A 24247-nucleotide genomic window follows, 5' to 3' on the forward strand; every position below is an offset into this window, starting at 1 on the left:
GAAATAATGAAAAAAATAATTAAAATTATTCCTGCACTATTAATAGCTGCTACATTATTCATTAACACTGATTCTATAAAAGAAAAACCTAGTACAAATGATTCAAAACCTACAGTTCAACAAATGATGGTTGACCCTGGTGGCGGTTGGTAAAATACATAATAAAAGTTTATATATATTACAAATGACATCGTCTTAATTGACGATGTCATTTGTAGTTTTGGGAGAAATTTCTTTTTTCGCTAAAAAAAGAAAAAAGAAATTTTTGTAAAAAAAATACAAAAACACAAAGAGGGAGATAGAAGAAGATGAAGAGCAAAGAAGGAGAAGTTAATCTAATTAAACAAGCTTTATTACTTTTGCAAAAAGAGGATGATCCGAAAGAGGCATTATTTTCTATCTGTTTGAGTGAAACAAAAAAAGAAAAAGTTATGTAAAAAGACTATCTAACTTTTTGATAGTCTTTTTACACTACATATTTCCTTTAGATTTCTCGTAATTCACAAACATCTCTAATTGTTCTAATGCTTTTTTTCGTTGTTCTTCGGGTAAGTCATTAATGATTTGAAGAATTTCGTGTGCTTCTTTTGTTAGCTGTAAATCTTGGCCCGCTGTTAAATCTGGTGAATCAGATAAACCTAACAAATAATCTGTTGTTACTTTTAAATAATTTGCTATCTTCTGAAGTGTACGTGTACCGGGTGCTTTTTTCCCTTCGACATAATTATAAACAGAAACATGACTAACACCAATTACATCAGCTAACTGTTGTTGGGTGATGCTCTTCTTTTCAATTAATGATTTTAACCTCTCATGACTAAACATAATAAAAAACACCCCAAGTTTATTTTATATGAAATTATTTTTTTAAATCACTATTATGGTGTCACACTGTCATTATATATTAACTATCAGTTAAGTGGAAAGGTAATTTTTTTTAAAAAAGTTTTGGGAAACACTTGAACTTAACCTAAAGTTAAGTTAATATGTAAATAACAACAAAAACGGAAGAGAGGAGTTGTTTATGAAAACTCTAAAACAGCTACGTGTAGAACAGGGATATACATGTAGGGAAGTAGCTGAAGCCGTGGGTATTACTGAGGTTTATTATTGGTATATTGAAAACGGGAAGCGTCGACCTTATTATGACTTAATTGTGAAAATTGCTGAGTTTTTTAAAGTGAAGCTAGATGCAATTAAAATTTTTTGCCCATAACTTAACTTTAGGTTAAGTTATGTTTGGTTAAGTAAATTAGAAAGGAGCAAAACAAAATGGGATTAGATCAAATCATTAAAGAGTCAATCCGCGAAGTTGTTCGAGAAGAAATTCAAGCAGCTTTAGCTTCATTCCAACAACAATCACAACCAAACAAGGTAATGCGAGTGAAGGAAGCAGCAGCTTTCTTAAACATAGCGGTTTGTAGGGTGTATGAATTAGCAAATCATCCTAAGTTTCCAGTGATACGAGAAGGGCGTAAACTACTTTTTCTACAAAAAGATTTGGAAGCATGGTTAGAAGCACAAAAGGAGGTGATCTAGTGGAAGATACAACATCATTAGCAGTATTCGCAATGTTTATCGCGTGCAGTGCATCGCTACTTTACATTACTTACGAACCAATAAAACGATGGGCTTGGAGTGACGTAAAACAAAATAAAAAGACCCATGGCAGTGGGTCCTTTAAGAAAAACAAGTTGTTATAAGTATACCACGGAAAGTAGGGGAATAGTACATGGATTTAATTGAATATCAAGTGCTATTACCTAATAAATTCTGGGACTTAGCAGAGAGCAAGGATGAATTAAAAAAGATGATTAAACGGTATTTCAAAGTTGGTTATCCGCATTATGAAATTCAACGAATTATCCAAAGTGGACAAGCATATGTGGCGGTTTGTACAAGGAGGTAAATATTTATGTCAAACATAGTAACTGAAATTGGTGGGTTAAATTTCAAAGGTAATGTGGTAGATCATGAATGGTTTAATTACATCACTTTTAGTAATGGTAAACCTCATATTGTAGCGATTATGGTTTTGAGTGAAATTGTTTATTGGTATCGCCCTACAGTTATTCGAGATGAAATAGATGGGAAAGTAACTTACAAGAAAAAATTCAAAGCAGACAAGTTACAAAAAAATTATCAACAGTTAGCCGATACTTTTGGATTTACAAAATTACAAGTGAAAAGAGCATGTGATTTATTAACGGATATGCTACTAATAAAAATCGAGTTTAGGACTATCAACGCTGATGGAAAGATTTTGAATAACGTAATGTTTGTGGAGCCTGTACCAACAGAAATAAAGAAAATTTCTAGTATGTATCAACAAATAGAGGAAGGCCCTGGTTACTTAGAAGTAAATAGGGTGGTTACTTCTAAATCAAGACTCTCCTCACTTACAAGTAAGGAGTCTCCTAATTTCAAAGTAAAGACAAATACAGAGATTACTACAAAGATTACTACAGAGAATGTAAGTAGTAGTATCTTTTCTTTCTATGAAAATAATTTCGGTATTTTAAATTCATTCATAACTGAAAGTATCTCGCAATGGGTAAACGATACAAGCGAAGAACTTGTACAAGCAGCTATGGAACGTGCTTTGAAACAGCAGAAGAAATGGAATTATGCTGAGGGCATTTTAAAACAGTGGGTTAACAAAAACATTCGTACTTTAGCTGATGTGAATGCAGCAGAAATAGATTTTAAAAACAAAGGTAAAAAAGGAGCGAAAAGAAATGGCAACACCAATGAAAAAACTGGCGGAATCCCTGGAATCGAAGGTGACTTACCATTCTGATCAATGTATGAATCACTCTTATGAAATAGGCGGACAAAAAATCATTAAGCCAGTTCAAATGATTGAATACAAAGGACAAGTTGTTTGCCCTAGATGTGTAGTGGAACAAAACAACAAAGTTTTAGAGGAACAGGCTAATGCTCATTATAAAAAGATTAATCGTTTGCAGAAGTTTAACATGCTGGAAAAGGCTAGTGTTATTACAAATAAGAAAATTCCCCTTTCAAGATTATCTGATTACAGAATTGGGTGTGATGAGACGAACAGTCACAAGAAAGCTGTAGAAGAAACTTTGAAGGATTTAAAGAACGGAGAAACTAGAAAAGTTGTATTTACAGGAAATCAAGGGACGGCAAAAAGTTTCCTAGCATACAGCATGCTTCATGAATTAAATCAATATTTCTGGGATATCAGTCAGGAAGAAGAAAATTATCATCTTATGAAAAGTTGCTTGTACGTTGAATTAGAAGCAATAACAAGGATGATTATGGATTCTTTCGATGATAAGAGCAGTAAATATACACTTCAATATTTCGTTCAATTAATTGGACAAGCTGATTTTGTAGTATTAGATGATCTTGGGGCAGAAAGCGGTTCAACAGATTCAAATAGACAAGCCTCTGATTTCATACAACGTCTGTTATATGCGGTCTCAAATGCTAGACAGGGAATGAGTACATTTACTACAACAAACTTTACTGGAAAACAACTTTTTAATAAATACGATGCTAAAACGGTTAGTCGTTTATTAGGTGATTCAAAGGTATTAAAATTTACGACAGCTGATCAAAGGCTTGCTAATTTAGGTTTCTAATAAGGAGGAATAAGCATGTGTGTATTATGTCATGATACAGGAATTATTCGTAAAGAAACTTATCCGGGTGTAATTGAAACGAACGGTTGTAATTGTGAAGTAGCAAAGCAACAGCAAGAAGAAAACGATAAGCGTTGGCAAGCATGGTTAATAAAATTTGAATCAATGAAACGAGAGTTACAACGTAATAAACAACAAAAAGTTAGTTAACAAGGGGGAGCAAGCTATGAAAAATACAGGTGTTGCAAGAAAAGTAGACGAGCTAGGTCGTGTAGTAATTCCAGTTGAGTTAAGAAGAACTTTGGGGATTGCTGAAGGAACAGCATTAGACTTTCATGTTGATGGGGAAAATGTTGTTTTAAGAAAACAAGAAAAGTCATGCTTTGTAACTGGTGAAGTATCTGATTCCAACATCGAATTGTTAGGTGGCCGAATGTTTTTGAGCAAGGATGGTGCAAGTGAGTTATTGGACCTTCTTGAAAAGAGCGTGAAGGTACATGCCTAAGCAACTAAATATTTTCGATGTAGATCCAGCAATTTGTGAGTTCGATGTAATGAAAGCCAATGTTAAAAAAGGAACTGGACGTAATACATACGCGGATGTACGCGTCCAAGTTCCAAAGAATGCAAAGAGTACGGATGAGTTACCACGCACAACTAAACAAGATGATCGTTATGACATCTTTGAACAATATGTAATGGCAATTTGGAGATTCCAACGGGCTGTAGATAAGTTTTTTAATTGGGATACAGCTGAAGAATTGTGTAAGGCAGCAAGGGATAAAAAAGAAATAATTCCGGTAAGGGTTTATTTAGGAAGTGGCTTTAAACCTGATGTTGTCGAGTACATGCGGTAGTAAAAAGGAGAGGGACATATGAAAAAAATAGAAATTGATGTTAGCAGCAACAAGCTTTTAATAGTAAAGGACGGAAAAGTTACAGTAGTTAAACCACCAGAAAGTGGATTTGGTGAGCAAGTAGCTGTTTGGGTTAACGGGAAAATTAAACGTGTGGATACTAAGTTTACTGAAATAATAGAATAATCCTTTTTAAGAAAGTAGGTTCAATTATGAGTGTAGCGAGAAATCATGAAGCGATGAAGGAATCACGGTTGAAGGTATATATCGCTTTAGAAGAAGCTAACTTCATTTGGGATGAAAGAGATGTAATTCGTTTTCGTGAAATGTGGAGTCAAGGTATGAGCTTGCCAAAGATGGCAAAAGCGTTAAAGAGGCACCAAGCGGAGGTTGCGCTCCTTGTAATAGATCAGGCTGATAAGTATTTAATTGAAAATCGTCCGATAGGATTAGGAATTTGCTAAATAGGAAGGGGAAAACAAAATGAACGTTATGGAAAATGGTGTATTGGAAGCAACTAAATTAGTTAGTGAATCAAAGGGAGGACAAGCTGTAATGAATATCAATCAAATTTGTGAATTAGATCAATATCAGGAAGCAACATTACGTACATGGAATACAAATAATGATTTCGGTGGACGTGTTTTAAATGCAGCATTAGGGCTTACGGGTGAAGCTGGCGAGGTTGCTGATATCGTAAAAAAAGCTATCTTTCATGGTCATGGATTTGATCCGGCTCATTGTCCAGGAGAAGAGAACGGGAATACTCATAAATTGGCTTTAGAGTTAGGAGATATCTTGTATTACATTTCAATCATGTCCCACGAAATGGGATATACCTTAGAAGATATTGCACAAATGAACATTTCTAAACTAGCAAAAAGATATCCAGATGGGTTTAGCAGGGAAGCAAGTCAAAAACGTGTTGATGTGAAGTAAGACCAAATTTGAATTTTGTATAAAAATTAAAGAAGCCTATACTTCAATATAGTATAGGCCGAGTGACTAAAATTAATCGGTAATTAATTTCGAATAAATATTTAAATCGATAAGCTTGCCGGCTGATTTTTCGCTTTTTCTTAGAGTCCCTTCAAAAGTGAATTGTGATTTTTGTAATACTTTTATGGAGTTCACATTTTCAGGTTCAACTTTTGCTTCGACACGATTTAGTTTCAGATGTGTAAAAGCGTAATCTAATAGGGCAGAAATCGCTTCAGGGGCATAACCTTTACCCCAAAATGTTTTCGAAATATCATAACCAATCTCTGTTTTTGAGTTTTCGAAATCCAAGGAATTATAGCCGCATGAACCGATAATTTGATTAGATTCTTTTTCAATAATAGTAAAACGGAGAGCTTTGTTATTTTGAGCAAGTTCATTAAGAAAATGAATCATATCTTTCGCTTGGTTTTCATCAGTGAAATTACTTATGTTCATGAATTTTGTAACGTCAGGATCAGACCATATTTTAAACATGCTTAATGAATCAGATTCCTTCATTTGTCTTAAATGTAATCTTTGTGTCTGTAATTCTGTAATCAATACTTTTACCTCCATTATGTTGTTGTGATGGGTAGATTAAAAATATTGATATCTGCGCATAATTCAGTCCCTTCTAGATTAGTTAACTTTTATTATATAAGAAATTACTAAATTGAACAAAAGCGTTATTTTATTATAGATAAATAGATGACTCAGCAATTGTGCTAGCCGAGTCACCTAGTACTATCGAACCAAATAATGTTTTTTTCTATATGTAGTTATATTGAGTTCCTAGAGGCTAGCCCCCAAAAAAACAGTTAAAGGACAAAGAAAATCATTTTAGAGAGTTTTAGATTTTATTATGTTAATGCTACAACAGCAAGAGTTAAGCCCAACGTATTTAATGGACTAGAATATGGTCCTACATTAACAGTAAGTGTACTTGGTAAACCTGGAGGTGTAGTAAAAATTGCGGGTGCTGATACAGAAGTAAATCCTGCAGTATATCCTAGAGAAGTACCTGAACCAATGAGTGCATTATTATTAAGATACATAGTGATACCTGCAGAACTACCTCCTGGCTGAATAATAACTTGCACTTCATAGATTGCCAAATAGGTTCTTCCACCTTCAAGTAAAACAGTTGTTGGTGGTGTGAATGAGATTGCCGTTCCATTAGAATTTACCACGGTATCTAGTGGAATCGCAGAATTTACAGAAACTATTGTTGGGGTAGTTTGAACAACATTTAAACTGTTAGCCGTGGGGGATGGACAAGTGCAAGGTTTGTGAATGTTAGAGTTATTATCATTTTGGTAATTCACAAATAATCAAGCTCCTTTGTGTAAGATAATTTTTTATCCTATATAAAACGTAGCTTTTTTATATCTAAGTTGTTTTTAATAAGTTTTTAAAGATAAGTCGGATATTGTTTGTCAGTCAACTCTTAAAAGTATTTGATATTCTGGGATTTCAAAGTGCATCTGATAAATATATATGAATGTTTTTTTAAGGACATTACTGTAAGTTAGGAAACATAATAAAATAGTTATTTTGGAGAAAAGGGTGGATCGATTGAATTATACAAATAACTTCGGAAAGTTAATTAGAAGAATTCAAGTTGAACTTATTTCAGGGTTAACAACGCATGAGATTTATGAATCGTTAGCAAATGAGGGGCATTGGTCGTCGGATAGTCTACATGAGGCAATGAAATTAGCAATGGAGGGATTACGATGAAAGTTTTTAAAATGAATGATTGTGATTGGGTTTGTGCTGAAACGGAAGAGCAAGCAAAAGAGTTTTACAAAAATGAGTGCGGATTAGAAGATGATGAAGTCAATGAGTATTTCGAAGGAGAGGTAAGTTTAAATACCATGATGCATGTAGATGCAGATGACTTGCCAGAAGAAGAACTTACTAAATGTCAGCAGATGACTAAGTACGGCGATACATTGTTGGTCTTAAAACCATTCAAATGGGTAATTGAACATGAAAAAATTACAAGTCCTTGTGTTATAGCTTCAACAGAATACTGAACAAAATTCTTATTTTAATGAAAAGAGCAGCTAGCAAAAGCTAACTGCAATGAGAACATTACAACCATTAATTTAAGGAGTACAAAATCTTATGGTTGATTATAGTATGGACAAAAATATCAAGTTTATGTAACAAAAATTAAAATCGAGCAGTTAATGCAAATAACTGCTCGATTCGATACAACCTGGGTAAGAAGCAGATTGTATTGTGATTAGTATTAGCGGAATATTGAATTTTATTCAGTTCCTTAACAAAATCCTTATTTTAAAGCTAAAGAGCGCCTTGTAGTGCGCTCCTTATGCCAACTAATTATAAATGTTTATGTTTGTTCTTAGATTTCTTACTTGGAGGAATAAAATGCTCTCAAACAAAGTTTAGATAGACAATACAGCCAATAATTAAAATATAAAACACCGCACAAAAGAAGATTAAAATGTATTTGAATGTCTTGTTCATATTAGTACCGTCCTAAAAGAGGAATATTTGAATTTTAATAGGGTGTGTAAAAAAGGTGCATTTATACAAGGAAAGGGTAGCTAGCAAAAGTAAAACAAAATCTCTATTTGAAAAAACGAACAAAAAGCACTACCAGATCCAGTGAAAGTTCGTGATTTAATACAAAATCGTTATTTTAAATGGTTTAGCCCCTTGAAGGGCGCTCCAAGGGGCTAAGATTCGAGAATTTTTAAACTCTTGTTTAATTACATGAAAACTCCCTAAAGAGTATCTATGGAATTTTAACACTTAACTGATTATTTTTACAGATATATATGGAAACTCGAATGTTAATAAAAGAAACCCCGTTTATTCACGGGGCTTCTAAGGGTAAGTGCCAAGTAATGACGTACTCGACTAAATAACAATATCATGAATTTTTTGGTAAAAATACTGGTAAATGTGTCCAAATGGATGAGGGCATTATTTTTACCAAAAACGCTATTTTATAACAAAGGGGAATAGGAAATGAAAATGTTAGATCTATGTTCGGGAATTGCAGGAATAAGCATGGCAGCGGATTGGGCTGGAATTGATACAGCAGCCTTTTGCGAAATAGAAGAGTTCAATCAAAAGGTACTTAGAAAGAACTATCCTAACATTCCTATTTTCCCGGATTTATATAAACTTACGAAACAATCATTAATAGATGGAGGTGTTGACGTTGATTCAATTGGAGTTATTTCAGCAGGATATCCCTGTCAGGGAGAAAGTCTTGTTGGTAAGCGAAGAGGTGCAGAAGACGAAAGATGGTTATGGCCAGAAGTCTTCCGACTCATTAGAGAACTCGGACCCACTTGGTTTGTTGGAGAAAATGTTGCTGGACACGTCTTGGGAAGAAAATCAACCCGCAATTTGTGGAATGGATGATGGGACTGCCACGAGACTGGACGAAGATAGATTGAGATTTTTAGGGAATGCGGTTGTTCCTCAACAGATCTATCCGGTATTTGAAGGGATAGCAAAGATTGAAGGTTTATTATAAAAATTTCATTTTATTATAAATAAAAGAGCGCCATGTAACAGCGCTCTTTGACCAAGACTCATTGTAAATCTATGACTTGTGAGTGTTCTCGAAATTAATATATGATTCAACAATTATTTGGTGTAGGGAATATTAAAAAAAGAGCACTTCGGAAAGTGCCCTTCTGTAACGACTATCCACTCTAAAAAGAAAGGATGCAATATATCATATGAAGTTACGTTTGTTTAATTGTGTGTCTTTTGTATAAAAATTTCGTTTTATAGAAATAAGGAAACTAAAAAAGAGCACCATGCATCAGTGCTCTTTAAGATAGGAGGTAACACTTTGAGCTGGATAGTTAGGTTAAAAGTATATGATGTAGAAAAGAAATAAGACCTAAATTTTATTATTAACTCAATATAAAAGAGCAATTAGCTTTTGCTAATTGCTCGGCCCAAGGTAATAGCCATAGAGTGGGTATTAGTAAAATTGGCTATTCACGAGCCTGTTTACAGTGTAACCAAGATTATTAAATGTATTCCCTCTTTAAAAACCTTATTCAAACAGTGTTATTTAAAGAGGGAGTGGAGTAATGAAAAAGAATACTTTTCCTTTAAACATGAAATGATTTTTTAATTCTCAGTATTATATGAGTGTTAAGACAAAAATGTGTAATTAAAAGAGCAGCTAGCAAAAGCTAACTGCTCTCCAGAAAAACGTTAAGAAGGAAGTTCAGAACTCAAGTGTATTTATAGTATGAACGGAATATTGAGTTTTATTCAGGAGAGGAAGAGATTATTTACTATGTAAATTACATCAACTTATTTGTTAATAAATATGTAAATCCTATGAGAATCAAAAAATTGAACAAAATCAAAAAGATACTTTTTTGAGGCTTTTTAAACTCTTTTATCAAAGTAGCAAATGCACCAACTACTACAATGATATAAATAATGATTCTTAATGTATCGGGCATATTTAACACTCCTATTAATTACTAAATTGTATTATACAGGAATTCGTTTGTGTGTTAAGGAGTAAAAAGAAGATTTAAGGAAGATTTAAACAAAATAATCCTTTTAATAGAAAGTGAGGTTAGGAGAAATGTCTAAATTAAAGAAAAAGAAAACTAGAAAAGCTATTGCTCGACGTGCGAAATCCTTCGAAAAACATAGAGTTAAAAATGCTTGGAGAAACATTTTTGTACAAGCCGGTATTTTAAAGTGAAAAGAAATTGAATATAGTCCGGCTAGAAAACTAGAGGACACCAATTCATTAAAGCGGCAAATAAAGCTGTTTTGAGAATGGTGTCCTTTTTATTTTGAAAAGGGAGATGAGGAGAATGAAGGTGTTAAGAGATCAATTACGTGAATGGAAAAAGCAATCCAAGAAAGGAAAGAAGAAAAATAAGAAAAAACAAAAAGAGAAATTAAGCACTCGTGATATTGAAGATTTAATGGGCATGCATAGACCTTGTTATGAACGAAGACGTGGAGCAATAAGACAAAAGTAATCTAAAAATAAAAAGGAGTGGTCTTACATGACTGAACAATTATCATTTTTACCAAAAATCGATAGAGTAGCAACACAAAAAGAATTAGAAGGTGTTCTTGAAAATGTACGTTTATATAGACAGTTTGGAATGATGCGCGAAGAAATGAAAGTCACTCCTTCTTATGAAATTAGATATCACGGACCTACTAATGATGTAGGAAAGCCCTTGGAAGATGTAGCGATGGCTAACATACAACAAAGTAAACGAGAAGAGTGGATTAAGCAAACGTCATTTCGTATTGACCAGTTCCTTAGTCGTTTGGGTAATGGTCGTGCAGGAAAGGATCAAAGAAACATAATCATTAAACGTTATTTGGAAGATGAAGATGTATGTGATTATATGGTCTATAACGAAATTGGCATGAGTGAGCGTACTTATCGACGCGTTAAAGCTAGAGTGTTTTATAAACTTGCTTTTGCTCTTAGATTAGAAGTTTATGAGACAGAAGAAACTGGAGGTAATGAATAATGAATTTTGTTCAGCCGATACGTGATCCAGAGCAAATACAACAGCTAAAAGATTATTTTAAGGAAAAGAGCTTACGTAATTACATTCTCTTCATTATGGGAATCAATACAGGCCTGAGAATCTCGGACATTTTGAAATTGAAGGTAGTGGATGTCAAAGGCAGTCATATATCTATGAGGGAAAAGAAAACAGGGAAACAGAAACGAATACAAATTACTGCAGCACTGAAAAGAGAACTTAAATGGTTTATTGAAGAAAGAGAAGATAATGAGTACCTATTGCAAAGTAGACAAGGTAGGAATCGTCCTATTGGTCGTAGTATGGCATATAAGATACTAAGCGGAGCAGCGGCAGAGTTTGGATTAGATGAAATAGGAACGCATACGCTGAGAAAGACATACGGCTATCATATGTACATGCAAACGAAAAACATAGCATTACTCATGGAAATATTCAATCACTCGTCAGAGAAGGTCACATTACGTTATATAGGGGTAAACCAAGATGCAATGGATAAAGCAATGACTAGGTTTAAAATCTAAGCATTGCTTTTTCTTTTGAAAACTATACAGTTACTCATAAATTTCGTACTGTGTAACTCAAAAGGGAAAGTATTGTAAAGTCAATGATATCAAGGGATTTGGTGAAGGGGTCAGTTACACACAATATAAGATATGGGTAACTAATAAATAAATAAATATATTTAACAATTTATTAAAATGTTAAAATAATAGATGAGGAGAGGAGGAGTATTAATGGGAATTGATAATGAAAATACGAATGGACAAAAAAGAGAAGAAGAAAAAACGACTTGTTTAAAATTTGAGTTTAATAATAAAGTAAATAATATTGTTGAGTCAGAAAAGAAGTTTTTTGAAGTTAAGGAATGGGGAAATATAGCAGTAGAAACTCAAAAAAAGATGGCGGAAGCAGTAAAATTAAGGAATGATATAATTAAAAAGGATTTTCAAACTATAAATAAAGTAGCTAAGGAACTGCATTCCGCAGCTAATCAATCATTTCTAGTGCTTTCGGAAATAATTGGTGAATTAATAAATGATATTGATTGGGAAACGGTAAATCGAGAATTAGAAGATGATGCAAGGAATGTAGAGAAGTTTTTAAAAAAGAATGAACAAGATTTTTGGTGTATAGATATGGAACTATTTGCTCTTATAGAAGATAAAGAGTTAAAGCTTGAAGGAGTTCCAAAATATATTGAGGAAAACCTTGAGGTTTACATATCAGAAATCAATAAAGAACCAATTTATAAATTTCATGCTAGCCTTATTAACGAAGCTTATGAAGCGTATAAAGCTGGACTATATAAATTGTGTACTTTTCCACTATTTGCGACATTTGAATATATAATTACATCTTGGTATAGAGGGAATATAACTGAAGACAAACAAAGAGTTGAACAAACAAAGTATGTAAAGGGTTTAAGGTCAAATGTTCATCCTAAAAAGTTAAAAAATTTGGAAGAAGATCCGATGTTAAAAGTTTTTTCGTTGTCAGTTATTCGAGTGTATAGAGAAATGTTTGACACTCGATATACAAGTTCTAAATTGAATAGAAATACAATTGCTCATGGTCTTCATGATTATGATTCGCTAAGTAAAAACGACGTACTAAAACTTTTTCAAATACTTAAGGCAGCTACAGTTTTAAAATTCTTTAATAAAAATAAATTACCTATTAAAAATGTGGCAGAGTAGTGACCGCATTTTGGCAGTAAATGTGCCGTTTGTTTTGGATTCAGCGTGATATATTTGTATTGTGAGAAGTGGCGGAAAACACAACTCATAAAGATTCCTGTATAAACTATATGTTGTCTAAACGGTTTCGTAATAACGGCAAATAAAATCCGAAACCAGCAGATGGTAATGATTGAAGGATACTGTTATTAGGGAGAGCTTTTGCTCTTCTTCCAGTTACTTAATATTGTTGATGCATATCAGCAGATCATCATTAAGTGATTGGAATAAGGATGAAACTTCACGTACCGAAATTAAAGTACAAATTAATAGTCTATAAAAAAAGCATCCATTCGGGTGCTTTTTATTTTGGAGGGATGAAGAGTGAGTCAATATCTTGAGGTAATAATTGATAACTTAGAAAAGAAAGTATCAGTTCAACAAGAAAACATCTACAAATTAGAAAGTAATATGCGGCAATTAGAAGAATGCGTAAGAGCTTTAAATGAAAAGGTGGATAGAAAATGAAGCTAACTAAACAAGAACAAGCGGTTGCAATTGGTACATTCATTTCAATGTTAGGACAGGATCTTGTAAATGAACATATCGATAAACAAAAACTAGAGAGTGCTATTCCATTCTTTAACGAGTTGGAAGATAATACAACACCAAAGCAAAAGAGGGAAGCGACGATCAGTTTGCTCGATAAAACAATGGATGAATTCTTAAAACAATAGCCACAAAAAAGGAAAAGTAACTCGCATGGGGGCGAATCACTTTTCCAGATGGCAATGTTAATTTCATTATAGCAATTTGTATTTATTTGTAAATGTATAATCGAAATATTCTTTCAAATGAGGTGAGGATAGATGCAAGTCTATTGTTCTAATTGTAATAAAGATTACGATATGAAACCACAAATAGAGCAACTTCCAAAAAGAATTGAGAAGTGCTTCTATATTTGTCCTCATTGTAATCACGAACATGTTGCTGCATATGTGAACGATAAGATTCGTAAGCATCAATCAGATATAGCAAAGTATCATGAACGGATTAATAAAAAGAATCTTGCTATCGAGGATGAGATGAAACGGTTGAGAAAGAGGGTGGAGGGAAGTAAATGATGATGATATTAGCCTATCTTATTATTGGTTTACTTTATAGTTCCATTACAATGTATCCAGTTGCGAGAGACGTTGGACAACGAAAGAAACATGATGGTTTATATATAGTAAGTACATTTATTATTTCTATTGCATTTGCCATTTGTCTCGGTCCTTTCTGGATTATTCTTGTTGGGTTTAATGTAGCAAAGTTGTTTTATAAATGGAAGAATAGAAACCAAATGAAGTGTGAATGTTTTAATTGCGGTTATAAATCAATAATAGATATAGTAACAGGTGATGACAAACGTTGTTCTAAATGCAATGGTATAACAATACCTAAAGCGTCAGGTGGTACATATGCCAAGTAAAGCATTCAAGCCTTGTAAGTCGTTAGGTTGCAATGAATTGACACGGGATAAGTATTGCGCTAAGCATATCGAAAAGGAAAAAGAAAAAGTAAGATATTACGACAAACATATTCGAAACAAAAGCTCACGTTCATTCTACAACTCAAGACTGTGGAAGAATATGCGTGAGCTTATTTATCGTAGAGATCATGGTCTATGTGTTCAATGTAGAAGCAAGGACATCATTAAGATAGGTGATGTAGTCGATCACATCATACCTATTCGTGTTGATTGGTCAAAACGATTAGAACCATCTAATTTACAAACACTTTGTCATGCTTGCCACAATAAGAAAACAAAAGAAGATGAAAAGAAAAACAAAAAATAATTCGAAAGAAAAAATTCATAAATACCCCCCACCATGAAAAAGCAAAAGGCGACTCCCTGGAGACCGCCTCCTAGTTTTCCGTGTAAAAAGTTCGTTTTATTCTATAAAAGGGGGTTCAGCCGAGGGAGGTGGTTCTCATAGGAAGGAAAGCGAAGCCGATTCATTTGCATTTATTAGAAGGTAATACAAATCGATTGACAAAAGATGAAATTGAGCAGCGATTAAAAGCCGAAAAACAGTTACAAGCAAAAAAGGACAAGGTAAAGCCACCAACGTGGTTAGATTCAGTTGCAAAGAAAGAATTTAGAAGAATTGCTGGTGCATTACTAGAGCTAGACGTTATCACAAACATAGATGTGAATGCATTAGCAACGTATTGCGATGCTTATTCTGACTATGTTGAATGCACCAAAATTATCCGAGAAGAAGGACTTCTTGTTGAATATACCAACAAGGCAGCTGAAACCAATAAAGTTCCACATCCACTACTTACAAAGAAGAAGCAATTGCATGAACAAATGAAGGCTTTGGCTGTTGAGTTTGGTCTTACACCAAGTGCAAGAGCGAAAATTGTCATTCCGAATATAAAACAAGGACCGAAAACAAATGTAGAAAAGGAGTTTGACGTATAACATGATTAGACAATGGATGTTGGATTACTGTGATGATGTACTAAATGGTGAAGTTGTTGCTTGTCAGAAGCATAAACAGGCTTGTAAACGATTTTTAAGAGATATTGAGCGTGAAGGGTCTGAAGATTTCCCATATATTTTTAAGGAAGAAAAAGCACTTCGTTTCCTAAAGTGGATGTCTCTTTTTAAACATACAAAAGGAAAATTAGCAGGTCAGAGAATTGAACCACATTCGATACAAATTTTTGTATTTAGCAATATTTACGGATGGGTTCATCGTAATACGGGATTAAGGCGATTTAAAAAGGCATATTGGCAAGTTGGACGTAAAAACGCAAAGTCTCAATCTTTAGCGTGTGTAGGTTCTTATGAAGCAATGGCATTTGGTGAAAATATGTCGGAAGTATACATTGGAGCTACGAAAACGGAACAAAGTAAAATTGTTTGGAATGAAATTAAAGCACAAATGAATGGATGTGAAGATTTAAAAGGAAAGTTTAATATTGCGTATGGGAAAATTGAACACCTTAAAACTGATTCTTTTATTTCAGCACTATCAAAAGATGCTGGGAAATCTGGTGATGGACTGAATGTTCAGTGCGGAATTATTGATGAATATCATGCACATCCTACTTCTGAAATTTATGATGTTTTGGTGTCAGGTTCGGGTGCTCGTCCGAATCCACTTATGATGATTATAACGACAGCTGGTTTTAATTTGAGTCATCCTTGCTATCGTGTGGAGTATCAATATGTTTCTAAGATTTTGGACCCTAATATTGATATTGAAAACGAAGAATATTTTGTCATGGTTAATGAATTAGATAAAGATGATGAGATTACGAATTCAGAAGTGTGGGAGAAAGCAAATCCAATTCTATGTAGTTATGAAGAAGGACGTACTTTCTTAAAAGGAGAACTTCAATCAGCCCTTGATGTACCTGAGAAAATGCGTAATTATCTCACGAAAAACATGAATAGATGGGTAGATATGAAAGAAAATGGCTACATGGATATGCAAAAATGGAAAGAGTGCAAAGAAACTGTGGAATTATCCGAATTAAAAGGGTTGGAATGCACAGTAGGTGTCGATTTATCAGCAAAAATTGACTTAACAAGTGTAGATTTTGAATTTAAAAAGGATGATACGTATATCGTAATTAGTCATAGTTTTATGCCGGAAGATACGTTGCATGAGAAAAGAAAGACAGATAAAGTTCCGTATGATCTTTGGATACAACAAGGGTGGATTACAACAACACCTGGTGCGGTAGTTGATTATGAATATATTAAAAAACATATTAAAACCATGGAAAAAGAGAATAAATTCAAAATAAAAGAAATATGTGCTGACCCTTGGAATGCAACGCAATTCATGCAAGACATGGAAGCGGAAGGATATACAGTGGTGGAAATACGTCAAGGAATGGCGACTTTATCAGGTCCTACAAAGGATTTTCGTGAACAAGTGTATCAGAAAAAAGTCATCCATAATAACAACCCTGTATTAAATTGGGCTGTTAGCAATGCTATAACAAAACAGGATGCTAACGAAAACATTATGTTGGACAAGTCAAAAACAACAGAAAGAATTGACCCAATTGCATCTGTTATTAACTCACATGTTCGATGCATGCTCAATTCTGGTGAAATGGACTTAAATTCATATATTTTAAGTCAAGATTTCTCATTTTAGGGGGAATGACATGCGATTCTTTATGTTTTTTATAAGTATTTTAGAAGATGTTCTATTAATTTCAGGATTGTCCATTATTGTAGGGACGACTTTTTTTATTAATCCGATTTATGGATGGTATCTGTTAGGAATTATTCTCACAATGTTGGGGGTGGTAATGATAAGAAGTTAGAAAGGAGGTGAAACCTTTGATTTTTCGGCAGTTATTTAGAAATCAGGATACGACAGATTTAAAAAATCCTTCTCCCTGGTTTAAAAGTTTATTTGGCTATCAAGCCGCAAGCGGTGAAAAGGTAACAGTAGAGTCATCTTTAGGTGTTCCGACGGTTTATCGATGTATTAACATCCTTGCAAATAGTGTTGCGATGCTTCCTTTTCAAACGTTTAAAAAGACAGCGAAGGGAAGAGAACGGGATAAGGCGCATCAAGTGTCGGTTGTTTTGGAAAGACGCCCCAATCCTTACCAAAGCCCATTTAAATTTAAACATCTAATCGAAACACATCGCAATACATGGGGAAATGCTTATATAAATATTCATTGGGGTGTGGATGGAAGACCAAAAGAATTGTGGGTATTGAATCCGGCTGTTACAACCCCCAATGTGGACCTGAAGACAAATAAATTATGGTACTTTACTAGTTTGCCAGACGGTACACCTGTAAAAATACCTGATGATGACATTATTCATCTTACTACATTGTCTACTGATGGTTTAAAGGGGAAACCACCTATCCAAATTGCAAGAGAATCAATAGGTAGCTCACAGGCGGCACAAAAGTTTAAAGGTAAGTTCTTTACAAACGGTGCAGCGCATAGTGGGATATTAAAAACGCAACAAGCACTTGGCAAAGAGGCGAAAGATGTACTTCGTGATGCATGGGAAGAGGCAAATACAGGATTAAATAATGCTCAAAGGATTGCAATTTTAGATGCTGGTTTAGAATTTGAAAAGGTTGGAATGCCTTTGAAAGATGCTCAATTTATTGAAGGTATGAAATTTGATAAAGGTGAGATTGCGAACATCTTTAATATTCCTTTGCACATGATTAATGAGTTAGATCGTGCTACTTTCTCCAATATTGAGCAACAAGCGCTGGATTTTATTCAAAATACATTGAGTCCAATTCTTATTCAATATGAGGAAGAGTTTTCTTATAAAGCATTTTCATTTAATGAGCAAAAACGATATTACTTAAAGTTTAATCTAACAAGTTTATTACGTGCTGATTCTAAATCAAGAGCAGAATTCTACAAAATTATGTTAGATGCTGGTGCTTTCTCAATCAATAAAGTGCTAGAACTAGAGGATATGGATGGGATTGGGGAATACGGTGATAAACATCGTGTTGATTTAAATCATGTATCTATTGAAATTGCGGATGAATATCAATTAGCGAAAGCAAATGGAGGGGCACTACAGAAGGGAGGTGAGGACGATTAAAGACGTATTTACTATTAAAAATCAAACGGAATCATCAGCAGACTTATTTATTTATGGTGACATCATAAATAATACAGGTTGGAAATGGGATGATTCTGACATTATGCCTGATGATGTAAAAAATATCTTAGGGCAATTGGATGATAAAAGTAACCTTAATATCTATGTAAATAGTGGTGGTGGTTCTGTATTTGCTGGTTTAGCCATTTATAACATGTTAAAGCGCAATAAAGCACAAAAAACTGTTTATGTGGATGGTGTTGCAGCTTCTATTGCTTCTGTAATCGCCCTAGCTGGTGATCGTGTTGTTGTTCCTTCTAATGCATTCTTAATGATTCATAAGCCTTGGACATATGCAGCTGGAAATGCAATTGATTTCCGAAAAGCAGCAGAGGACCTTGATAATATCGAATCAGGAATCATGAATGTATACAAAGAGAACTTAAAAGAAGGTATTGAAATTGAAGAAATTCAGCAATTAGTAGATGCTGAGACTTGGTTAAGTGGTGAAGAAGCTGAAAAATACTTCAATATAGAAGTTGTGGAGGCAAAAGAAGTCGCAGCTTGTAGTAGTGATTACTTTGATAAATATCAAAAAACACCAAATAAGATTGTAGCAAAAGCACCTTCTATTCCAAAGAATGATCTGAATGAACAATTAAAAATACAAAATGCACTAGACCTGTTAGAACTATAGGTCTATTTTTTGTGCCAATACAAGGAGGAAATACCGAATGGATAAACATGAACAAGAGTTACGTCAAAAAGTTGCTGATTTAAAAGCAAAGGCAGAAGAGTTCAACAATAGCGGCAAATATGAAGATGCAAAGGCAAAAATTGAAGAAGCAAGAAATGCAAAAAATGAACTGGATAACTATCGAGCGATGAAGCAAATTCAAGTTCCTGACCCTGTAAATTCACAAGCAGGAGTATTACCTCCAGCATCAGTTCAAAATGAAGATAAGTCCTATAAAGAAGTATTTATGAAAGCTATTCGCGGTCAAAATTTAAACCATGAAGAAGCAAGCGTTATGCAGGAATACAAAGCGGCCTTATCTGAGAATACAGGTAAAGATGGCGGTTATATTGTTCCAGAAGATATTACGACAACTATTAATCAGCTAAAACAAACGGTAGATAACCTAGAGCAATATGTAAATGTACAACCTGTCACAACAAATAAAGGTGCTCGTACGTTAGAAAAACGCGCAGCATCAACACCATTTGCGCCGTTATCTGAATATGGGAAACCGAATGCGATGCAAGAAATTGCTTCTCCTGAATTTGATCGTTTATCTTATGCTATTGAAGATTACGCAGGCTTCTTACCGGTGCCAAATGATTTATTAGATGATACAGATCAAGCTTTAGAAGAATATTTACGTCAATGGATTGCTAAAAAATCTATCGCTACTCGTAACTACCTAATTTTGCAAGAACTTAACAAATTGACCAAGGTAGATTTTGTGGATTACAAAGGCATTAAAACAGCATTAAATGTTACATTGGACCCAGCTTTTGCAACCGGAGCTAATATTTTCACTAACCAAGATGGATTCAATTACTTGGATCAATTAGAAGATAAAAATGGTCGTCCGCTTCTTCAACCAGACCCAACAAATCCAACACGTAGTTTATTGTCAGGAAAACCGGTTATTACTTTATCAAATAAGACAATTGCTACAGATAAAGATGGGAAAGCGCCTTTCATTGTTGGTAATTTAAAAGAAGCCATTATTCTTTGGGATAGAAAACAATTATCTATCGACATGACTACAGAAGGTGGAAATGCTTGGAGAACAAATACTTCTGAATTCCGAGCGATTGAGCGTGAGGACGTTACATCATGGGATACAGAAGCAGTTGTGTATGGACAAATTACGGTTGCACCTAAAACAGGAGCTTAATAAAGTAGGAGGTGTCCTTCTTGGTACTAACATTAGAGGAAGCGAAAAAGTATCTTCGTGTGGATGGTGATGAGGAGGACGATCTCATTACATCTTTCGTAATAGCAGCTGAAATGTATATTAAGAATGCCACAAGTAAAAATGTAAATTTAAAAAGCGAGCTTGCTAAATTAGCAGCTCGTATTTTAATTGCTCATTGGCATGAAAATCGGGAAGCGGTTGGAAAAGCTGAACAACTAGCATTTAGTTTGCAGTCAATATTAGTCCAATTGCAATATTGTGTAGGTGATTCCACATGAATCCAGGTAAATTAGATAAACGTCTTACATTCCAAATAAAAGGCGATGATGCAAGGGGCCCAGACGGTGATCCAATAGAAGGTTATAAGGATTCTTTTACTGTATGGGGCTCTTTTACTTTCTTAAAGGGACGAAAATACTTTGAAGCAGCGGTAGCTAATAGCGAAATCCAAGGCGAAACAGAAATTCGATATCGTGCTGATGTGAACGCTGATATGAAGATTAAGTACAAGAACGTAATTTATGACATTATTTCAGCTGTTCCAACTGAAAAACATACATTATCAATCATGTGGAAGCGTGGTGGAATGAATGGCTGATGGTGTGGATTTATTAGGGTTTGATCGTTTGATTTCCGAATTAGAACAAATGGGTCTACGTGGGGAAAAGATTGAAGATAAAGCCCTTGCAGCAGGTGGTGAGCCTATTCGAAAAGCTATTTCTGAAATAGCACCAAGAAGTGATAGCCCTAAAAAAGCAACAAAAAGCGAACCTTGGCGTACAGGACAACATTTGGCTGATAATATTCGTGTTACAAAAGCAAAAATGGAAGGCGGCATAAAAACTATCAAGATTGGGATAGATAAAGCAGATCGTTCTCCATATTTTTATGGGAAATTCTTAGAATGGGGAACTTCTAGAATGCCAGCTCAGCCATTTATAGAACCAGGATTTAATTCTTCAAAACAAGCAGCAATTCGTGCTATGACAGACATACTGAAGAATGAAATGAGGTTGAATTTATGATAAACTTACGCCCCAAAATTGTACAAGCTCTTGAAAAAAATCAGGAGCTTGTTTCTTTATTAGGTGGAAAACGTATTTATTATCGTAAAGCCAAAAATGCTGAAGAGTTTCCACGGATTACATTTTTTGAATTAGACAATAGACCAGATGGATTTGCAGATAATGAAGAAAGTGAAAGTGAAATCACATTCCAAATCGATATTTGGTCAAAGGGTAGTACAACAGCAATCCATCAAAAAGTGAATGAAATTATGAAAGGTATTGGTTTTTTACGTTATAAGGTTGCTGATTTATATGAAGATGATACACAAATTTTTCATTACGCGATGCGATTCGCGAAAGGAGTGGAGTTATAAATGGCTGGTGAAATTATAAAAATTAGTTCGACTGTCGGTGTAGATAGTCTTGTTTATGCAAAATTATTGAAAGATGATGCAACAGGTGTCAACTACGACACAGTAAAGGAAATGGAAGGCGCAGTAAAGATTAAAACTTCTAAAAAGGTAGCTTCCGAAATTATGTGGAGTGATAATAAGAAATCGGAAATTGCTGAGTCTGATGGAGAAGTAGAGGTAGAAATTGAACTTCGTAGTATCTCGCTATCAACAAAAGCAGATATTGAAGGCTATCCAGAAGTTAAGGATGGTGTATTAGACGAAAAACGTGAGGGTGAAAAGCCATATTTAGCAATCGGATGGCGATTCTTAAAGGCTAATGGAAAATATCGATATGTTTGGTTATTAAAAGGGAAGCTTTCACAAGAGGAAGAAGAAGGTGAAACTAAGAAGGATAAACCAAACTTCCAAACAACGAAACTGAAAGGTTCATTTATTGAGCGTGATTTTGATGATAGACCCAAATTTACAGCAGATGCCGATGAACCTACATTTACAAAAGCTGTGGGAGATAATTGGTTTAAAAAGGTGTATGAGAAGCCTGTGGAACAACCACCTGCAGGAAAGTAAGAGGGAGCAAAAGCTCTCTCTTTTTTATTAAATAAGGAGGAATAAATTATGAAATTAACTTTACGAATCAATAAGGAAAAGAAAACTTTTAATTTGCCGGAGTTCATTCCAGCTCGTTTAATCCGTCAAGCACCTGAGCTGGCTGAAATTCCAAATAATCCTGGTCCAGAAGATATGGATAAAATGGTTCGATTCGTTGTGAAAGTGTACGACGGCCAATTTACATTAGATCAATATTGGGATGGTGTGGATGCTCGTAAATTCTTATCGACAACTTCAGATGTAATTAACGCAATTATAAATGAAACTGTGGAAGCGGCTGGGGGTAGTACTGGATCTGGAGAAGAAAACCCAAACGCGTAGAGGGAGGAGGGCTAACGTTCAGTGAGTTTATGGACGAGCTCTACCTCTCTTTATTACGTCAAGGGTATAAACATCATCATATCGATAATGAAATGGATATTTGGCATTATTTAAAGCTAAATCAAAAGAATCGTGAACAAGGTGATTCAAATAGGGAAAATGCAAGCTCTAATGAAATAGAAGTTCCGGCAGAAAACATTATTTAATGAGGGGGTGAGACTATGGCAAATGAAATGAATAATTTGGTCGTTAGGCTTTCACTTGATAATGTAAACTTCCGACAAGGTATCGCGAATTCAGGACGTGCAGTCAGAACATTACAGAACGAATTAAAATCTGTAAGTACAGGTATGGGTGGTTTTGCTAACGCTAGTCAACAAACGCAAGCGAAAATGAATACACTCAGTAGGCTCATCGATGCGCAAAAAGAGAAAGTTAAAGCATTACGACAAGCCTATGATCAAAATAAGGCTAAATTAGGTGAAAATGATGCAGCAACCCAGCGATACGCTTCACAAGTTAATAAAGGAGTTGCTGATTTAAATAGATTTGAAAATGAATTAAAGCAAGTAAACCGTCAAGCTGAACAAAAAGGGATGGATAAGTTAAACAACTCTTTAAAATCTCTACAGGCTGAATTTCAGTCTATTACAACAGGCATGGGCGGTTTTTCTAATGCGACAGAACAAACACGAGCTAAAGTAGATGTTTTATCCCGTATGGTAGATAAACAAAAAGAGAAGATTAGGGAACTTCAACAAGCCTATAATCGTGCTAAAACAGAAGAAGGCGAAGCGAGTCAATCAGCACAAAGATACGCTGAACAAATTCATCGGGCAACAGCTGAACTGAATCGATTTGAAACTGGATTACAGCAGTCAAATCGTGAATTAGAACAGCAAGGCAATCGTCTATTGAACTTTGGTAATCGCATGGAGACATTAGGTAATCATTTGCAAAATGCTGGTATGCAAATTGGTATGGTATTTGGTGGTATGACTTACGCAATAGGTCGGGGCTTAAAATCAGCAATCACTGAATCGATGAATTTTGAGCAACAGATGGCCAATGTAAAAGCTGTTTCTGGATCTACTGGAGCAGAAATGAAAAAGTTAAGTGAATTGGCTGTTAATATGGGGGAAACAACAAAATACTCCAGTGTTCAAGCAGGTCAAGGTATCGAGGAATTAATAAAGGCTGGTGTTAGCTTACAAGATATTATTAACGGCGGATTGGCAGGTGCCCTTAACTTAGCGACGGCAGGGGAATTAGAGTTAGGTGAAGCAGCCGAAATTGCTTCCACAGCTCTGAATGCATTTAAAGCAGACCATCTTTCAGTTGCGGATGCAGCCAATATTTTATCTGGTGCAGCCAATGCTTCCGCAACTGATGTAAGAGAGTTAAAATATGGACTTTCAGCTTCATCAGCAGTAGCAGCGGGAGCCGGAATGACGTTTAAGGATACAGCTACAACTTTAGCGGTATTTGCACAAAATGGGTTAACTTGTAGCCCCGTTGTGGAGAAATTTGCAGCGTAAAGGACGTGAATTCGGTGGAAGCTAAGGTGAAGCTATGCCAATACCGAGCCAAGCTGGATAGGAATATTCAGAAGGTGTAGAGACTAGAGGAAGTAAACGAGAACCGTCGAAACCTCCACGAGCGCGTCCCATCCTAACGATAAAGA

General features: G+C 34.8%; 42 protein-coding genes and 2 pseudogenes. 40 read left to right on the forward strand and 4 right to left on the reverse strand.

The genetic code is table 11. The features are described 5' to 3' along the window. The first annotated feature begins 6 nt into the window (after positions 1 to 6). Both ACYVEC_RS15825 and ACYVEC_RS15830 read left to right on the forward strand, forming a co-directional pair. Complete coding sequence (locus ACYVEC_RS15825; RefSeq protein ID WP_000720288.1) at positions 7 to 153, forward strand: hypothetical protein; 147 nt, start codon at positions 7 to 9, stop codon at positions 151 to 153. Between the two features lie 155 nt (positions 154 to 308). Next, the gene (locus ACYVEC_RS15830) at positions 309 to 437 is read left to right on the forward strand and encodes a hypothetical protein (RefSeq protein WP_000836785.1); all 129 of its coding nucleotides are present in this window, start codon (positions 309 to 311) and stop codon (positions 435 to 437) included. 34 nt (positions 438 to 471) lie between these two features. On the opposite strand, the gene ACYVEC_RS15835 is transcribed toward ACYVEC_RS15830, so the two are convergent. Beyond that, positions 472 to 825: a helix-turn-helix domain-containing protein gene (locus ACYVEC_RS15835; protein ID WP_053564396.1), complete on the reverse strand. Its 354-nt coding sequence runs from the start codon at positions 823 to 825 to the stop codon at positions 472 to 474. A 199-nt stretch (positions 826 to 1024) separates the two neighbouring features. Here ACYVEC_RS15835 and ACYVEC_RS15840 point away from each other — a divergent pair, with 199 nt between their 5' ends. Genes ACYVEC_RS15840 through ACYVEC_RS15895 form a run of 12 tightly spaced genes read left to right on the forward strand, consistent with a single transcriptional unit; the run spans position 1025 to position 5410 of the window. After that, positions 1025 to 1216: a helix-turn-helix domain-containing protein gene (locus ACYVEC_RS15840; RefSeq protein WP_000854271.1), complete on the forward strand. Its 192-nt coding sequence runs from the start codon at positions 1025 to 1027 to the stop codon at positions 1214 to 1216. A gap of 56 nt (positions 1217 to 1272) precedes the next feature. Beyond that, on the forward strand, positions 1273 to 1539 hold the full coding sequence (locus tag ACYVEC_RS15845) for a helix-turn-helix domain-containing protein (RefSeq protein ID WP_229138006.1): 267 nt from the start codon (positions 1273 to 1275) through the stop codon (positions 1537 to 1539). Beyond that, the gene (locus tag ACYVEC_RS15850; protein ID WP_088122880.1) at positions 1539 to 1703 is read left to right on the forward strand and encodes a hypothetical protein; all 165 of its coding nucleotides are present in this window, start codon (positions 1539 to 1541) and stop codon (positions 1701 to 1703) included. The genes ACYVEC_RS15845 and ACYVEC_RS15850 overlap by 1 nt, the downstream gene beginning before the upstream one ends. A 29-nt stretch (positions 1704 to 1732) precedes the next feature. Beyond that, on the forward strand, positions 1733 to 1909 hold the full coding sequence (locus tag ACYVEC_RS15855; RefSeq protein ID WP_071735813.1) for a hypothetical protein: 177 nt from the start codon (positions 1733 to 1735) through the stop codon (positions 1907 to 1909). Between the two features lie 6 nt (positions 1910 to 1915). Beyond that, positions 1916 to 2800 (forward strand): DnaD domain-containing protein, encoded by an 885-nt coding sequence (locus ACYVEC_RS15860; RefSeq protein ID WP_431113437.1) that lies wholly within the window; start codon positions 1916 to 1918, stop codon positions 2798 to 2800. Then, on the forward strand, positions 2739 to 3614 hold the full coding sequence (locus ACYVEC_RS15865; RefSeq protein ID WP_087985226.1) for a P-loop NTPase family protein: 876 nt from the start codon (positions 2739 to 2741) through the stop codon (positions 3612 to 3614). Before ACYVEC_RS15860 ends, ACYVEC_RS15865 begins: the two co-directional genes overlap by 62 nt. Positions 3615 to 3629: 15 nt before the next feature. Beyond that, entirely contained in the window at positions 3630 to 3824 is a 195-nt protein-coding gene (locus tag ACYVEC_RS15870; RefSeq protein ID WP_431113438.1) for a hypothetical protein, read from the forward strand. 16 nt (positions 3825 to 3840) lie between these two features. Next, positions 3841 to 4119 carry an AbrB/MazE/SpoVT family DNA-binding domain-containing protein gene (locus ACYVEC_RS15875; protein WP_431113439.1) on the forward strand — a complete coding sequence of 93 codons (279 nt, stop codon included), beginning with the start codon at positions 3841 to 3843 and terminating at the stop codon, positions 4117 to 4119. After that, positions 4112 to 4471: a cell division protein SepF gene (locus ACYVEC_RS15880; protein WP_431113440.1), complete on the forward strand. Its 360-nt coding sequence runs from the start codon at positions 4112 to 4114 to the stop codon at positions 4469 to 4471. Before ACYVEC_RS15875 ends, ACYVEC_RS15880 begins: the two co-directional genes overlap by 8 nt. Positions 4472 to 4489: 18 nt before the next feature. Next, positions 4490 to 4657 carry a DUF3954 domain-containing protein gene (locus ACYVEC_RS15885; RefSeq protein ID WP_098649251.1) on the forward strand — a complete coding sequence of 56 codons (168 nt, stop codon included), beginning with the start codon at positions 4490 to 4492 and terminating at the stop codon, positions 4655 to 4657. 26 nt (positions 4658 to 4683) lie between these two features. Further along, positions 4684 to 4935, forward strand: a complete 252-nt coding sequence (locus tag ACYVEC_RS15890; protein WP_098649252.1) for a helix-turn-helix domain containing protein — start codon at positions 4684 to 4686, stop codon at positions 4933 to 4935. A gap of 19 nt (positions 4936 to 4954) precedes the next feature. Further along, positions 4955 to 5410 (forward strand): nucleoside triphosphate pyrophosphohydrolase family protein, encoded by a 456-nt coding sequence (locus ACYVEC_RS15895; protein ID WP_098649253.1) that lies wholly within the window; start codon positions 4955 to 4957, stop codon positions 5408 to 5410. 72 nt (positions 5411 to 5482) lie between these two features. On the opposite strand, the gene ACYVEC_RS15900 is transcribed toward ACYVEC_RS15895, so the two are convergent. Next, a complete protein-coding gene (locus ACYVEC_RS15900) occupies positions 5483 to 6013 on the reverse strand; it encodes a GNAT family N-acetyltransferase (RefSeq protein WP_063224936.1) in 531 nt (176 codons plus the stop codon). Between the two features lie 299 nt (positions 6014 to 6312). Then, positions 6313 to 6777: a hypothetical protein gene (locus tag ACYVEC_RS15905; RefSeq protein WP_106081245.1), complete on the reverse strand. Its 465-nt coding sequence runs from the start codon at positions 6775 to 6777 to the stop codon at positions 6313 to 6315. A 241-nt stretch (positions 6778 to 7018) separates the two neighbouring features. Here ACYVEC_RS15905 and ACYVEC_RS15910 point away from each other — a divergent pair, with 241 nt between their 5' ends. From ACYVEC_RS15910 to ACYVEC_RS15920, 3 genes and pseudogenes are all read left to right on the forward strand, one after another. After that, the gene (locus ACYVEC_RS15910) at positions 7019 to 7192 is read left to right on the forward strand and encodes a hypothetical protein (RefSeq protein WP_431113441.1); all 174 of its coding nucleotides are present in this window, start codon (positions 7019 to 7021) and stop codon (positions 7190 to 7192) included. Continuing rightward, positions 7189 to 7491: a hypothetical protein gene (locus ACYVEC_RS15915; RefSeq protein ID WP_431113442.1), complete on the forward strand. Its 303-nt coding sequence runs from the start codon at positions 7189 to 7191 to the stop codon at positions 7489 to 7491. Before ACYVEC_RS15910 ends, ACYVEC_RS15915 begins: the two co-directional genes overlap by 4 nt. Positions 7492 to 8455: 964 nt before the next feature. Then, a pseudogene (locus tag ACYVEC_RS15920) lies at positions 8456 to 8972 on the forward strand (DNA cytosine methyltransferase). A gap of 790 nt (positions 8973 to 9762) precedes the next feature. Here the strand turns inward: ACYVEC_RS15920 and ACYVEC_RS15925 are convergent. After that, entirely contained in the window at positions 9763 to 9927 is a 165-nt protein-coding gene (locus ACYVEC_RS15925) for a hypothetical protein (protein WP_431113443.1), read from the reverse strand. A gap of 128 nt (positions 9928 to 10055) precedes the next feature. Between ACYVEC_RS15925 and ACYVEC_RS15930 the strand changes: the two genes are divergently transcribed. From ACYVEC_RS15930 to ACYVEC_RS16040, 23 genes and pseudogenes are all read left to right on the forward strand, one after another. Continuing rightward, positions 10056 to 10178, forward strand: a complete 123-nt coding sequence (locus tag ACYVEC_RS15930) for a DUF3983 domain-containing protein (protein ID WP_081085923.1) — start codon at positions 10056 to 10058, stop codon at positions 10176 to 10178. 115 nt (positions 10179 to 10293) lie between these two features. Continuing rightward, a complete protein-coding gene (locus ACYVEC_RS15935) occupies positions 10294 to 10464 on the forward strand; it encodes a hypothetical protein (RefSeq protein WP_098112097.1) in 171 nt (56 codons plus the stop codon). Positions 10465 to 10491: 27 nt separating this feature from the next. Further along, positions 10492 to 10974, forward strand: coding sequence for an ArpU family phage packaging/lysis transcriptional regulator (locus tag ACYVEC_RS15940; RefSeq protein WP_431113444.1), 483 nt, complete (start codon positions 10492 to 10494; stop codon positions 10972 to 10974). Further along, entirely contained in the window at positions 10974 to 11516 is a 543-nt protein-coding gene (locus ACYVEC_RS15945) for a site-specific integrase (protein WP_431113445.1), read from the forward strand. The genes ACYVEC_RS15940 and ACYVEC_RS15945 overlap by 1 nt, the downstream gene beginning before the upstream one ends. Positions 11517 to 11729: 213 nt before the next feature. Beyond that, complete coding sequence (locus tag ACYVEC_RS15950) at positions 11730 to 12692, forward strand: hypothetical protein (RefSeq protein WP_431113446.1); 963 nt, start codon at positions 11730 to 11732, stop codon at positions 12690 to 12692. Between the two features lie 363 nt (positions 12693 to 13055). Beyond that, the gene (locus ACYVEC_RS15955; protein ID WP_431113447.1) at positions 13056 to 13199 is read left to right on the forward strand and encodes a hypothetical protein; all 144 of its coding nucleotides are present in this window, start codon (positions 13056 to 13058) and stop codon (positions 13197 to 13199) included. Continuing rightward, the gene (locus ACYVEC_RS15960) at positions 13196 to 13408 is read left to right on the forward strand and encodes a hypothetical protein (RefSeq protein WP_429704154.1); all 213 of its coding nucleotides are present in this window, start codon (positions 13196 to 13198) and stop codon (positions 13406 to 13408) included. The genes ACYVEC_RS15955 and ACYVEC_RS15960 overlap by 4 nt, the downstream gene beginning before the upstream one ends. 132 nt (positions 13409 to 13540) lie before the next feature. Then, the gene (locus ACYVEC_RS15965; RefSeq protein ID WP_431113448.1) at positions 13541 to 13795 is read left to right on the forward strand and encodes a hypothetical protein; all 255 of its coding nucleotides are present in this window, start codon (positions 13541 to 13543) and stop codon (positions 13793 to 13795) included. Next, positions 13792 to 14145, forward strand: coding sequence for a hypothetical protein (locus ACYVEC_RS15970; RefSeq protein ID WP_460507230.1), 354 nt, complete (start codon positions 13792 to 13794; stop codon positions 14143 to 14145). Before ACYVEC_RS15965 ends, ACYVEC_RS15970 begins: the two co-directional genes overlap by 4 nt. Next, the gene (locus ACYVEC_RS15975; RefSeq protein ID WP_431113450.1) at positions 14135 to 14512 is read left to right on the forward strand and encodes an HNH endonuclease; all 378 of its coding nucleotides are present in this window, start codon (positions 14135 to 14137) and stop codon (positions 14510 to 14512) included. The genes ACYVEC_RS15970 and ACYVEC_RS15975 overlap by 11 nt, the downstream gene beginning before the upstream one ends. A gap of 128 nt (positions 14513 to 14640) precedes the next feature. Beyond that, on the forward strand, positions 14641 to 15144 hold the full coding sequence (locus ACYVEC_RS15980) for a phage terminase small subunit P27 family (protein ID WP_431113451.1): 504 nt from the start codon (positions 14641 to 14643) through the stop codon (positions 15142 to 15144). Position 15145: 1 nt separating this feature from the next. Continuing rightward, the gene (locus ACYVEC_RS15985; RefSeq protein ID WP_431113452.1) at positions 15146 to 16840 is read left to right on the forward strand and encodes a terminase large subunit; all 1695 of its coding nucleotides are present in this window, start codon (positions 15146 to 15148) and stop codon (positions 16838 to 16840) included. Between the two features lie 188 nt (positions 16841 to 17028). Continuing rightward, positions 17029 to 18282, forward strand: a complete 1254-nt coding sequence (locus ACYVEC_RS15990) for a phage portal protein (RefSeq protein ID WP_431113453.1) — start codon at positions 17029 to 17031, stop codon at positions 18280 to 18282. Beyond that, on the forward strand, positions 18269 to 18979 hold the full coding sequence (locus ACYVEC_RS15995) for a head maturation protease, ClpP-related (RefSeq protein ID WP_080468745.1): 711 nt from the start codon (positions 18269 to 18271) through the stop codon (positions 18977 to 18979). The genes ACYVEC_RS15990 and ACYVEC_RS15995 overlap by 14 nt, the downstream gene beginning before the upstream one ends. A 37-nt stretch (positions 18980 to 19016) precedes the next feature. Next, positions 19017 to 20189: a phage major capsid protein gene (locus tag ACYVEC_RS16000; RefSeq protein ID WP_460507237.1), complete on the forward strand. Its 1173-nt coding sequence runs from the start codon at positions 19017 to 19019 to the stop codon at positions 20187 to 20189. Positions 20190 to 20209: 20 nt separating this feature from the next. Beyond that, entirely contained in the window at positions 20210 to 20488 is a 279-nt protein-coding gene (locus ACYVEC_RS16005) for a head-tail connector protein (protein WP_000244596.1), read from the forward strand. Then, entirely contained in the window at positions 20485 to 20808 is a 324-nt protein-coding gene (locus ACYVEC_RS16010) for a phage head closure protein (protein WP_431113455.1), read from the forward strand. Before ACYVEC_RS16005 ends, ACYVEC_RS16010 begins: the two co-directional genes overlap by 4 nt. Next, positions 20801 to 21235 (forward strand): HK97-gp10 family putative phage morphogenesis protein, encoded by a 435-nt coding sequence (locus ACYVEC_RS16015; protein WP_431113456.1) that lies wholly within the window; start codon positions 20801 to 20803, stop codon positions 21233 to 21235. The genes ACYVEC_RS16010 and ACYVEC_RS16015 overlap by 8 nt, the downstream gene beginning before the upstream one ends. Continuing rightward, entirely contained in the window at positions 21232 to 21591 is a 360-nt protein-coding gene (gp17, locus tag ACYVEC_RS16020; RefSeq protein ID WP_460507242.1) for a tail completion protein gp17, read from the forward strand. Before ACYVEC_RS16015 ends, gp17 begins: the two co-directional genes overlap by 4 nt. Next, on the forward strand, positions 21592 to 22200 hold the full coding sequence (locus ACYVEC_RS16025) for a major tail protein (protein ID WP_431113458.1): 609 nt from the start codon (positions 21592 to 21594) through the stop codon (positions 22198 to 22200). Positions 22201 to 22248: 48 nt separating this feature from the next. Next, positions 22249 to 22563, forward strand: coding sequence for a phage tail assembly chaperone G (gene gpG / locus ACYVEC_RS16030; RefSeq protein WP_431113459.1), 315 nt, complete (start codon positions 22249 to 22251; stop codon positions 22561 to 22563). Positions 22564 to 22592: 29 nt separating this feature from the next. Next, positions 22593 to 22769 (forward strand): hypothetical protein, encoded by a 177-nt coding sequence (locus tag ACYVEC_RS16035; protein WP_000344045.1) that lies wholly within the window; start codon positions 22593 to 22595, stop codon positions 22767 to 22769. A gap of 15 nt (positions 22770 to 22784) precedes the next feature. Beyond that, positions 22785 to 24065, forward strand: a pseudogene (locus ACYVEC_RS16040) (phage tail tape measure protein); the annotation flags it as partial. Positions 24066 to 24247 lie beyond the last annotated feature (182 nt).

The organism is Bacillus sp. MN7755, assembly GCF_054771475.1.

Coding starts and splice junctions, on each gene's coding strand:
- ACYVEC_RS15825 (WP_000720288.1), top strand. CDS start 7: ATGAAAAAAATAATTAAAATTATTCCTGCACTATTAATAGCTGCTACA.
- ACYVEC_RS15830 (WP_000836785.1), top strand. CDS start 309: ATGAAGAGCAAAGAAGGAGAAGTTAATCTAATTAAACAAGCTTTATTA.
- ACYVEC_RS15835 (WP_053564396.1), bottom strand. CDS start 825: ATGTTTAGTCATGAGAGGTTAAAATCATTAATTGAAAAGAAGAGCATC.
- ACYVEC_RS15840 (WP_000854271.1), top strand. CDS start 1,025: ATGAAAACTCTAAAACAGCTACGTGTAGAACAGGGATATACATGTAGG.
- ACYVEC_RS15845 (WP_229138006.1), top strand. CDS start 1,273: ATGGGATTAGATCAAATCATTAAAGAGTCAATCCGCGAAGTTGTTCGA.
- ACYVEC_RS15855 (WP_071735813.1), top strand. CDS start 1,733: ATGGATTTAATTGAATATCAAGTGCTATTACCTAATAAATTCTGGGAC.
- ACYVEC_RS15860 (WP_431113437.1), top strand. CDS start 1,916: ATGTCAAACATAGTAACTGAAATTGGTGGGTTAAATTTCAAAGGTAAT.
- ACYVEC_RS15865 (WP_087985226.1), top strand. CDS start 2,739: ATGGCAACACCAATGAAAAAACTGGCGGAATCCCTGGAATCGAAGGTG.
- ACYVEC_RS15870 (WP_431113438.1), top strand. CDS start 3,630: ATGTGTGTATTATGTCATGATACAGGAATTATTCGTAAAGAAACTTAT.
- ACYVEC_RS15875 (WP_431113439.1), top strand. CDS start 3,841: ATGAAAAATACAGGTGTTGCAAGAAAAGTAGACGAGCTAGGTCGTGTA.
- ACYVEC_RS15880 (WP_431113440.1), top strand. CDS start 4,112: ATGCCTAAGCAACTAAATATTTTCGATGTAGATCCAGCAATTTGTGAG.
- ACYVEC_RS15885 (WP_098649251.1), top strand. CDS start 4,490: ATGAAAAAAATAGAAATTGATGTTAGCAGCAACAAGCTTTTAATAGTA.
- ACYVEC_RS15890 (WP_098649252.1), top strand. CDS start 4,684: ATGAGTGTAGCGAGAAATCATGAAGCGATGAAGGAATCACGGTTGAAG.
- ACYVEC_RS15895 (WP_098649253.1), top strand. CDS start 4,955: ATGAACGTTATGGAAAATGGTGTATTGGAAGCAACTAAATTAGTTAGT.
- ACYVEC_RS15915 (WP_431113442.1), top strand. CDS start 7,189: ATGAAAGTTTTTAAAATGAATGATTGTGATTGGGTTTGTGCTGAAACG.
- ACYVEC_RS15925 (WP_431113443.1), bottom strand. CDS start 9,927: ATGCCCGATACATTAAGAATCATTATTTATATCATTGTAGTAGTTGGT.
- ACYVEC_RS15930 (WP_081085923.1), top strand. CDS start 10,056: ATGTCTAAATTAAAGAAAAAGAAAACTAGAAAAGCTATTGCTCGACGT.
- ACYVEC_RS15935 (WP_098112097.1), top strand. CDS start 10,294: ATGAAGGTGTTAAGAGATCAATTACGTGAATGGAAAAAGCAATCCAAG.
- ACYVEC_RS15940 (WP_431113444.1), top strand. CDS start 10,492: ATGACTGAACAATTATCATTTTTACCAAAAATCGATAGAGTAGCAACA.
- ACYVEC_RS15945 (WP_431113445.1), top strand. CDS start 10,974: ATGAATTTTGTTCAGCCGATACGTGATCCAGAGCAAATACAACAGCTA.
- ACYVEC_RS15950 (WP_431113446.1), top strand. CDS start 11,730: ATGGGAATTGATAATGAAAATACGAATGGACAAAAAAGAGAAGAAGAA.
- ACYVEC_RS15960 (WP_429704154.1), top strand. CDS start 13,196: ATGAAGCTAACTAAACAAGAACAAGCGGTTGCAATTGGTACATTCATT.
- ACYVEC_RS15965 (WP_431113448.1), top strand. CDS start 13,541: ATGCAAGTCTATTGTTCTAATTGTAATAAAGATTACGATATGAAACCA.
- ACYVEC_RS15970 (WP_460507230.1), top strand. CDS start 13,792: ATGATGATGATATTAGCCTATCTTATTATTGGTTTACTTTATAGTTCC.
- ACYVEC_RS15975 (WP_431113450.1), top strand. CDS start 14,135: ATGCCAAGTAAAGCATTCAAGCCTTGTAAGTCGTTAGGTTGCAATGAA.
- ACYVEC_RS15985 (WP_431113452.1), top strand. CDS start 15,146: ATGATTAGACAATGGATGTTGGATTACTGTGATGATGTACTAAATGGT.
- ACYVEC_RS16000 (WP_460507237.1), top strand. CDS start 19,017: ATGGATAAACATGAACAAGAGTTACGTCAAAAAGTTGCTGATTTAAAA.
- ACYVEC_RS16010 (WP_431113455.1), top strand. CDS start 20,485: ATGAATCCAGGTAAATTAGATAAACGTCTTACATTCCAAATAAAAGGC.
- ACYVEC_RS16015 (WP_431113456.1), top strand. CDS start 20,801: ATGGCTGATGGTGTGGATTTATTAGGGTTTGATCGTTTGATTTCCGAA.
- gp17 (WP_460507242.1), top strand. CDS start 21,232: ATGATAAACTTACGCCCCAAAATTGTACAAGCTCTTGAAAAAAATCAG.
- ACYVEC_RS16025 (WP_431113458.1), top strand. CDS start 21,592: ATGGCTGGTGAAATTATAAAAATTAGTTCGACTGTCGGTGTAGATAGT.
- gpG (WP_431113459.1), top strand. CDS start 22,249: ATGAAATTAACTTTACGAATCAATAAGGAAAAGAAAACTTTTAATTTG.
- ACYVEC_RS16035 (WP_000344045.1), top strand. CDS start 22,593: ATGGACGAGCTCTACCTCTCTTTATTACGTCAAGGGTATAAACATCAT.